The 7,939-nt window shown below is 69.3% G+C and carries 10 protein-coding genes, 3 tRNA genes and 1 pseudogene; 1 reads left to right on the top strand and 13 read right to left on the bottom strand.

Annotated features, from left to right (window positions below; all coding sequences use genetic code 11):
* The 10 genes from G6016_RS05515 to G6016_RS05470 all read right to left on the bottom strand — a co-directional run.
* The coding region (locus G6016_RS05515) for an ABC transporter permease (RefSeq protein ID WP_182631686.1) at nt 1–310 on the bottom strand (310 nt) is incomplete at its 3' end.
* Between the two features lie 360 nt (nt 311–670).
* Nucleotides 671–1,393, bottom strand: a complete 723-nt coding sequence (rplA, locus tag G6016_RS05510; protein WP_182631685.1) for a 50S ribosomal protein L1 — start codon at nt 1,391–1,393, stop codon at nt 671–673.
* Between the two features lie 92 nt (nt 1,394–1,485).
* Nucleotides 1,486–1,917: a 50S ribosomal protein L11 gene (gene rplK, locus G6016_RS05505; RefSeq protein WP_182631684.1), complete on the bottom strand. Its 432-nt coding sequence runs from the start codon at nt 1,915–1,917 to the stop codon at nt 1,486–1,488.
* Nucleotides 1,918–2,154: 237 nt separating this feature from the next.
* Nucleotides 2,155–3,036, bottom strand: coding sequence for a transcription termination/antitermination protein NusG (gene nusG, locus G6016_RS05500; protein WP_182631683.1), 882 nt, complete (start codon nt 3,034–3,036; stop codon nt 2,155–2,157).
* A 64-nt stretch (nt 3,037–3,100) separates the two neighbouring features.
* Complete coding sequence (secE, locus tag G6016_RS17805; RefSeq protein ID WP_182631682.1) at nt 3,101–3,436, bottom strand: preprotein translocase subunit SecE; 336 nt, start codon at nt 3,434–3,436, stop codon at nt 3,101–3,103.
* Between the two features lie 37 nt (nt 3,437–3,473).
* Nucleotides 3,474–3,546: transfer RNA gene (locus G6016_RS05490), tRNA-Trp, on the bottom strand.
* Between the two features lie 153 nt (nt 3,547–3,699).
* The gene (locus G6016_RS05485) at nt 3,700–4,146 is read right to left on the bottom strand and encodes a MaoC/PaaZ C-terminal domain-containing protein (protein ID WP_182631681.1); all 447 of its coding nucleotides are present in this window, start codon (nt 4,144–4,146) and stop codon (nt 3,700–3,702) included.
* A complete protein-coding gene (hadA, locus tag G6016_RS05480) occupies nt 4,143–4,580 on the bottom strand; it encodes a (3R)-hydroxyacyl-ACP dehydratase subunit HadA (RefSeq protein WP_338403529.1) in 438 nt (145 codons plus the stop codon). Before hadA ends, G6016_RS05485 begins: the two co-directional genes overlap by 4 nt.
* A 96-nt stretch (nt 4,581–4,676) precedes the next feature.
* A tRNA-Met gene (locus G6016_RS05475) sits at nt 4,677–4,750 on the bottom strand.
* A 41-nt stretch (nt 4,751–4,791) separates the two neighbouring features.
* Nucleotides 4,792–4,864, bottom strand: a tRNA-Thr gene (locus G6016_RS05470).
* Between the two features lie 158 nt (nt 4,865–5,022).
* Here G6016_RS05470 and G6016_RS05465 point away from each other — a divergent pair.
* A complete protein-coding gene (locus tag G6016_RS05465; protein WP_182631680.1) occupies nt 5,023–5,745 on the top strand; it encodes a glycosyltransferase family 2 protein in 723 nt (240 codons plus the stop codon).
* A 73-nt stretch (nt 5,746–5,818) separates the two neighbouring features.
* Here the strand turns inward: G6016_RS05465 and G6016_RS05460 are convergent, their stop codons facing one another.
* The 3 genes and pseudogenes from G6016_RS05460 to G6016_RS05450 all read right to left on the bottom strand — a co-directional run.
* Nucleotides 5,819–7,096, bottom strand: a complete 1,278-nt coding sequence (locus G6016_RS05460) for a prenyltransferase (RefSeq protein WP_182631679.1) — start codon at nt 7,094–7,096, stop codon at nt 5,819–5,821.
* Nucleotides 7,093–7,467 (bottom strand): lycopene cyclase domain-containing protein, encoded by a 375-nt coding sequence (locus G6016_RS05455; protein WP_182631678.1) that lies wholly within the window; start codon nt 7,465–7,467, stop codon nt 7,093–7,095. Before G6016_RS05455 ends, G6016_RS05460 begins: the two co-directional genes overlap by 4 nt.
* Nucleotides 7,464–7,939, bottom strand: a pseudogene (locus tag G6016_RS05450) (phytoene desaturase); the annotation flags it as partial. The pseudogene G6016_RS05450 and the gene G6016_RS05455, both read right to left, overlap by 4 nt.

Below are 7,939 nucleotides of genomic sequence, written 5' to 3'. Positions count from 1 at the left end.
CCGTGCCGGCCACCACGAGCACGGTGACCAGCGGACCGATCTGCGTGACCGCCCCCAGGCCGGCGCCGGCGCCCGCCATGTCGCTGGCGCCGATCTCCCCGAGGAGCGAGTTGAGGGTGAACACCACCAGCACCGTGAACGGCAGCACCATGAGCACCGTCGGGACGAGCGAGACGCGGGCGATGAACCAGTACTGGTCCACGAACTCCTGCCACCGCCAGGGGCCCGTGACGAGCCCGGTCAGGGCGTCGGCGGACAGCGCGTAGAAGTCACCGGCGGAACGTACCGCCGTGCCCACCCGACCTGCCATGCATCCGCCCCCTCGTCACCTGTTGGCGAAACCATACCCCAGGGTACGTCCGCGTGGGTGCTCCAGATCACACAAGCCAACACCCGGAAAACGGGGCCAGGAGTCGCTGCGGCAGCCCTCCCCGCGAACCGCCCTGCGCAAACGCTGAACGCAACGACTCAACGCCGGTGGGCGGGTCGCGGGTGGGCTGGTGGGCGGGTCGGTGGGCGCGGGTGGGCGGGCGAGCTCAGCTGGCAGGGCACGGCGGGCGGGCGGGGCTGGGCGGACCGGGAGGGCGGGCGGAAATACGGGAGGGCCCCGCGCCGGGAATCCGGTCGCGGGGCCCTCTCCCCTGCTGGGGAGCTACCTCGGAAAGTCAGCTCACTCGGCGTCGGCACCGCCCTCAAGCAGCTTGGACACCGCGGAGGTGTCGACCGGGATGCCGGGGCCGGTCGTGGCCGAGAAGGTGATCTTCTGCAGGTAGCGGCCCTTCGAGGAGGACGGCTTGAGGCGCATGATCTCGTCGATCGCGGCCTGGTAGTTCTCCGTGAGCTGCTCGGCGCTGAAGGACGCCTTGCCCACGATGAAGTGCAGGTTGTTGGCCTTGTCGGTGCGGAAGGTGACCTTGCCGCCCTTGATGTCGGACACGGCCTTGGTGACGTCCATGGTCACCGTGCCGGTCTTCGGGTTGGGCATGAGACCACGCGGGCCGAGCACGCGGGCCACACGGCCGACCTTGGCCATCTGGTCCGGGGTGGCGATCGCGGCGTCGAAGTCGAGCCAGCCGCCCTGGATCTTCTCGATGAGGTCCTCGGAGCCCACGGCGTCGGCGCCGGCGGCCTCGGCCTCGGTCGCCTTCTCGCCCGCGGCGAAGACGATGACGCGGGCGGTCTTACCGGTACCGTTCGGAAGGTTCACGGTACCGCGGACCATCTGGTCCGCCTTACGGGAATCGACGCCAAGTCGCATGGCCACCTCGACGGTGTCATCCGTGTTCTTCGAGGAGGTCTCCTTGGCCAGGGCCAGGGCTTCCAGAGGCGAGTACAGCTTGGTGCGGTCGACCTTTTCAGCTGCGGCCTTGTAGGCCTTGCTGCTCTTGCTCATGTCAGTTCCATTCCTGCCGCGTCAACACGCGCGACGGTTGGGTGTGGTGCGGGCCTGAGCTGCCCTTCCACAGGTGCTTACGGGGAGAGAGGTCAGCTGACCGTGATGCCCATGGAGCGGGCGGTACCGGCGACGATCTTCGCGGCTGCGTCGACGTCGTTGGCGTTGAGGTCCTCCATCTTGGTCTGCGCGATCTCGCGGACCTGGTCCATGGTGACCTTGCCGACCTTCTCGGAGTGCGGGGTGCCGGAACCCTTCTGCAGGCCGGCGGCCTTGAGCAGGAGCTTGGCGGCCGGGGGCGTCTTGAGCTTGAAGTCGAACGACCGGTCCTCGTAGACCGTGATCTCGACCGGCACGACGTTCCCGCGCTGGTTCTCGGTTGCTGCGTTGTAGGCCTTGCAGAACTCCATGATGTTGACACCATGGGCACCCAGAGCCGGGCCGACCGGCGGGGCCGGGTTGGCTGCGCCGGCCTGGATCTGGAGCTTGATGAGCCCTGAGACCTTCTTCTTCTTCGGAGGCATCGTCTTCCTGATTCTTCGACTGGATCTCGGCGCCGCGCTGTACACGCGGGTGACCGACTGTCGTGTGCGCCTCCCCGCGACACCCAGCCACCTGGCGGACATGCGGGAATACAGGCGCAACCTGAGAGAGTCTACGTCCAATCAGGCCCCAACACCCAATCGACGCCCGGCGCCGGAAACAGCGAACCCGCCCGGCGCGTGCTGCGCGGGGCGGGTTCGCCGACAAGCTCGTGGGTGTCAGTCGATCTTCTCGACCTGGTTGAAACCGAGCTCGACCGGGGTCTCGCGTCCGAAGATCGACACCAGCACCTTGAGCTTCTGCGCGGCCGGGTCGACCTCGGAGATGCTCGCGGGGAGGGTGGCGAACGGACCGTCCATGACGGTGACGGACTCGCCGACCTCGAACTCGACCTCGATGGCCGGTGCGACCAGGCCGCCCTCGCCCTCGGCGGCGCCGGCCGCGGCCTTCTTCTCCGGCTTGGGGGCCAGGAACTTGGCGACGTCGCTCAGCGACAGCGGGGTCGGGGCGCCCGTGGCACCACCGGTCGCGCTGACGAAGCCGGTCACGCCGGGGGTGTTGCGCACGACGCCCCATGACTCGTCATCGAGTTCCATGCGCACCAGCACGTAGCCGGGCAGGACCTTGCGGTTGGCGGTCTTCTTCTGACCGTTCTTGACCTCGGTGTACTCCTCGATCGGGACCTCGACCTGGAAGATCTTGTCCTCGGCGCCGAGGGTGACAGCGCGAGTCTCGAGGTTGGCCTTCACCTTGTTCTCGTACCCGGCGTAGGAGTGGATGACGAACCAGTCACCGGGCAGCTTCCGCAGCTGGCGCTTGAAGGCGATGATCGGGTCGATGGTCGGCGCGGCCGGCTCGGCGGGAGCCTCCGCCTCGGCCTCGTCGCCGCCCTCGAGGTCAGCCTCGTCGCCGTCGACGATCTCCTCGCCGATCTCCTCGCCATCGGCGGTCTCGTCGTCGGCAGCCGGGGGGACCTCGGCGTCCGACGGATCCGCACCCGTGTCACCGAGCACCGCGTCGGCCTCGATCTCGGCCTGCTCGGCGGCAGCGGGGGTCTCCTCGACGCCGTCGGCCTCAGGGCTCTGGTCGATGTCGCTCACGGAAATGCGGTCCTCTCGAGTTTCGTCGGTCCGGTTCTCGCCCCGGACCTGGTGCAGCGGGTCGTCAGCGGTCGAAGACGAGCTCGACGAGCTTGCCCGCACCGAAGTCGACGCCGGAGACCAGCGCCGTCATGAAGATGAGGAACAGGAACACCACGATGGTGTAGGTGACCATCTGATTGCGCGTGGGCCAGATGACCTTTCGCAGTTCCTCGGCCACCTGCGCGATGTACTGGAACGGATTGGCGCGGGACGCCCGCGTGTCCTCCGACTTGTCCGCATCGGTCCGGACGCGGCTCGTGACGGTCGTGTCGCCGCGGCCGGCCTTGCCGGTGGGGACGGCGGCATCGGAGTCGCGGGCGCCGCTGGTATCGACGTCGTCGTCGCGATCCTTGCTCACGCGCCTACCTCCGGGTCGTCTGGCTTGCGGGGAAGTGCAGGGGCGACAGGACTTGAACCTGCAACCTGCGGTTTTGGAGACCGCTGCTCTGCCAATTGAGCTACGCCCCTTCGGCCGGTCTCCCGGCCACCCGTGCCTTCCGCGTCTGCGGTCCGCACGAACGCCTCGACTCTACAGTGTCGGCTACTGCCTTGGGCAGCGTGGTCCGCGACCGCGTTCGGTCGGGCGTCCCACTGTACGACAGAGGCCGCCGTCCGCCGAAATCACACCCCCGTCGCGATCGTGACGATGGCCTTGCCGAACACCTTCGCGCCGCCACACATCACGGTCAGCGCGACGTCGGCGCTCGCTCCATCCTCGGCCACTCTGCGCACCGCGCCGGACACCTGCAGCACCGCGGGCTCATCGGCCGGCACAACCACGGGCCCGGCAAATCGGATCGATGTTGCCAGGACGCGGTCCGCTCCACCTGCCCACCCGGCCACGACCCCGATCGCCAGCGCGGAGGTGAGCATCCCGTGCGCCACCACGCCGGGCAGACCGAGCGCCTGTGCCGCCCCGTCCTCGAGGTGGATGGGATTGTGGTCGCCCGAGGCCTCGGCGTAGCGGCGGAGGTCGGCACGGGTGATCTCGACGTCGCGGGAAGGCAATGCGTCGCCGATGGACGGGGCGACGGGCGATGTCGTCGTCGGGTCGTGCGGCGTCGTCATCCCTCCACCTCCGCGGTGAGCAGTGCACTGGTCAGGGTCTGGACGACCGCGCCCCGGGCGTCACGCAGGACGGTGTCGAAGCCGATCATCCGCCCGCCGCGCGCCGACCGCACGCCGGTGACCGTCGCGGTGGCGGTGAGAACGTCGCCGACCCGGATCGGCCGGTGGTGCTCGCTGGATTGCGCGGTGTGGAGGGTGCGCGAGAGGTCGATCCGCAGCGCTGGGTGTTCCATCACGGCGCGCTGGACCGGGGCGGTCAGCGCGGCGGCGAGGGTCGCCGGAAGCTGCCCCGGCGGTGCGGAGACCGCCTCGGCGAAGCGCGCAACCACCGCGTCGGTGACCGTGACGGGATCCCCGACGACGACGACGACATCGCCACCGATTTCCACTGCGGAACCGTCGGGCGGGCTGCCGTGGGTTGATTCTGTGCTCACACCCGGGGACGCTACCCGAGCGGCGGAGAGAGCACGCCTGTCGCGCTGCGACGACGAAGGCCGCCCACGGACTCGTGGACGGCCTTCGTATGTGGGTACCGGTGGGGGGACTCGATCCCCCGACCTCACGATTATGAGTCGTGCGCTCTAACCAGCTGAGCTACACCGGCATGCTCTGCTAGCCGGACGATCGCGCCGCCCGCACAGTGCGAGCCCCCTGTCGGAATCGAACCGACGACCTTTTCCTTACCATGGAAACGCTCTGCCGACTGAGCTAAGGGGGCGGGCCACATCGAGTCTCGGACTGTCCGTCCTCGGCTCGGTGCGTAAGCCTTTAGCAGATTACACACAGGCTTTGAGGGCACACAAATCGGCTGGTCAATGGTGGCCTACCCCGATCTGAGCGGCGGCTGCTCGCCGTCGGGGGTGGCAGAATGCTCGCATGCGCATTTCCGTGGTCGTTCCCGTCCTGAACGACGCCGATGAACTCCGCGGATGCCTCGCCGCACTGCTCGGACAGTCGCGCCCGGCCGACGAGATCGTCGTGGTCGACAACGGTTGCTCCGACGACAGCGCGGCCGTCGCCCTCGCCGCGGGCGCGCGGGTGATCGAGGAACCCGTCAGGGGCATCCCGGCTGCGGCGGCGGCCGGCTACGACTCGGCAACCGGCGATGTGATCGCCCGGCTCGACGCGGACTCTCGCCCCGGCCCCGACTGGCTCGCTCGGATCGAGACGGCCTTCGAGACGGACGCGGAGCTTTCGGCGCTCTCCGGGCCCGGCGAGTTCATCGGGCTCGAAGGATGGCGCGCTGCGGCGGCCCGGGTGCTCTACATGGACGCCTTCTTCCTGTCGGTCGGCGCGGCGATGGCCCACCCGGTGCTGTTCGGTTCCAACCTGGCGATGCGCCGCAGTGCGTGGGATCGGGCGCGCGATGGTGTCGACCGGACTGACCCCGAACTCCACGACGACATCGACCTGTCGTTCCAGTTCAGCGCCGCCGACCGCGTGGTCGTGGACCGCTCGCTGAGCGTCGGGATCTCCGCGCGCCCCTTCGACGACCCGGCCGCCATGCGGAGACGGTTCTCCCGCGCGTTCCGGACGATCTTCCGCAACTGGCGCACGAGCCCACCCTCGCAGCGGTGGCTGGAGCGCGCCCGCGGCTGAGAGACGTGAGCGCGCCCGCCGCTGACGGACGTGACGGGCACGGCCGCGGAAGGCTCGGACGGCGAGGCGGCGGTCAGGCCCAGACGAGAACCGACCAGAGGACGAGCTGGGTCACGCAGAAGCCGGCCAGCATGTTGAGCACGAGGAAGCGCTTCCAGCCCTCATGGGTCACCTCGGCGGTCGCATCGTCGACCCGGAGGTAGGCGGCGACCGTCGCCAGGTACGGCAGGATCGCGAACGCCGCACCCGACGCGGGCCACGGCGCGCAGATCAGCAACACCAGTACGGCGGCGACGTAACAGGCGAGCGCGAACCAGACGGTGCTCCGCGCCCCGAGCACGGTCGCGACCGACCTGAGGTCGGCCTCGCGGTCGAAACGCACATCCTGCACGGCCCCGAACGCCTGGGACGCCGCGCCCCAGAGCATGAACGCGACCAGGCACGCCGACACCCCTGCGGTGAGTTCGGCCCCGGCGATCGTCCACCCGATGATCGCCGGGGAGACGAAGTGGAATGCGGAGGTGACCGAGTCCAGGAACGGGACTTCCTTGAACCGCAGCCCCTTGGCGCTGTAGGCGATCACGGCGAACATGCTGGCGGCCAGCCATACCGACGATTCCGCGGAACCCACCAGGACCAGGTAGGCCAGAAACGGCACCGTCGTTACGGCCGAGGCCACGAGCGTCGCCGTGTGGCGCGACCGGTCGAGCACGGCGCCCTCGACCCCGCCCTTACGCGGATTGCGCAGGTCGGACTCGTAGTCGAAGACGTCGTTGATCCCGTACATCGCGAGGTTGTACGGCACCAGGAAGAAGACCGTGCCGATCACCCCCACGAGGTCGAATCCGCCGGTGGCCAGGAAGTAGGCCAGAGCGAACGGGGCGGCGGTGTTGACCCACGACACCGGACGCGATGACCAGAACAGCGTGGTGAGCAGTGCGGGCGGCGCCGGCGTATCCGGAACACTTTTCCGAACGTTGGCAGGAACGCCTGTCCCGGGCTCTTGCGGAGAAGCATGTCCGTCGGCCACGGCCGCCGGCGCCCGCGCCGTGAGTACGGACCACACCGAGGGTACGAACACGGCGGCGGCGACCGCGTACGAGAAGTCCTCGATCGGTGCCAGCCCGAGGCGTAGGCCGCTGGTGAGGGCGTCGTCGTAGGCCACGAGACCGGCGGCGATCATGAGGTTGTCGAAGATCGCGGTGAGGACGAGCAGCACCACCAGCGAGCCGCCGACGCCGAGCAACCACCGCCGTCGCTCGGCCCCGCGCAGTCGCCCCAGGGCGATCGCCGCGGCGCCGAGCACCGGGATCGACATGGTGAGGTTGATGGTCGTGTAGATACCGGTCACGGGTGCTCCCCCGTTTCGTCGGTACGGGCCGGGTCGTTCCCTGTCCGCCGTGCGCGGAGGTGCTCGGCCGCGGCCGTCACCCCGGTCGCACAGACCAGCGCCAGGTACGACAGGAACGCCAGGAACACCACCTCTTCCACAGGGATCTCCGGCGCGATGAGCAGTCCGGTCATGAAGTCGGTCCGGCCGCGGAAGAACACACCGCTGCGCACGCCGAGTACATCCCAGGTCAGGAACAACGCCACTGCGGCGGTGACGGCCAGCGCGGTGGCGGCCGGGGCGCGGAATGCGGCGAGACGCCAGCGGTGGTCGATCACGAGGATCCCCGCGAACGAGAGGGCCTGGACAGCCAGGTACGCCAGCCCGATCACCCGCTGAACACCGTGCCTCCGCCCGGCTCGGCCACCGGGGCGGTGCCGGTGTCGCCGCGCACGTGCTTGAGCACCAGCTCCGCACTGATGAGGCACATCGGCAGCCCGATCCCCGGAATGGTCGAGGCGCCCGCGTAGAACAGCCCGTCGACGTGCCTGCTGACGTTGCGGGTGCGGAAGAACGCGCTCTGCGCCAGGGTGTGCGCCGGGCCGAGTGCGGTACCGCGCCAGGCGCCCAGATCCGCCTCGAGATCGGCCGGCGCGATGGTGCGGCGTACGACGATCCGCTCGGCGAGGTCCGGGATGCCAGTCCAGTCGGCGATCTGCGCGATCGCTTGATCGGCGGCCACCTCGATCGTCGCGTCACCGGCCCCGTTCACCCCGCCGCGCCCCGATCCGGGGTCGGCGGGGATCGGCACCAGGACGAAGAGGTTCTCGTGTCCCTCCGGCGCGATCCCGGCATCCGGGTCGG

Origin of the sequence: Dietzia aerolata (genome assembly GCF_014144865.1) — a bacterium.
GTDB lineage: Bacteria > Actinomycetota > Actinomycetes > Mycobacteriales > Mycobacteriaceae > Dietzia > Dietzia aerolata.
Note: the sequence above shows the minus strand (reverse complement) of the source record. Positions and strands in the feature narration are given on the sequence as shown.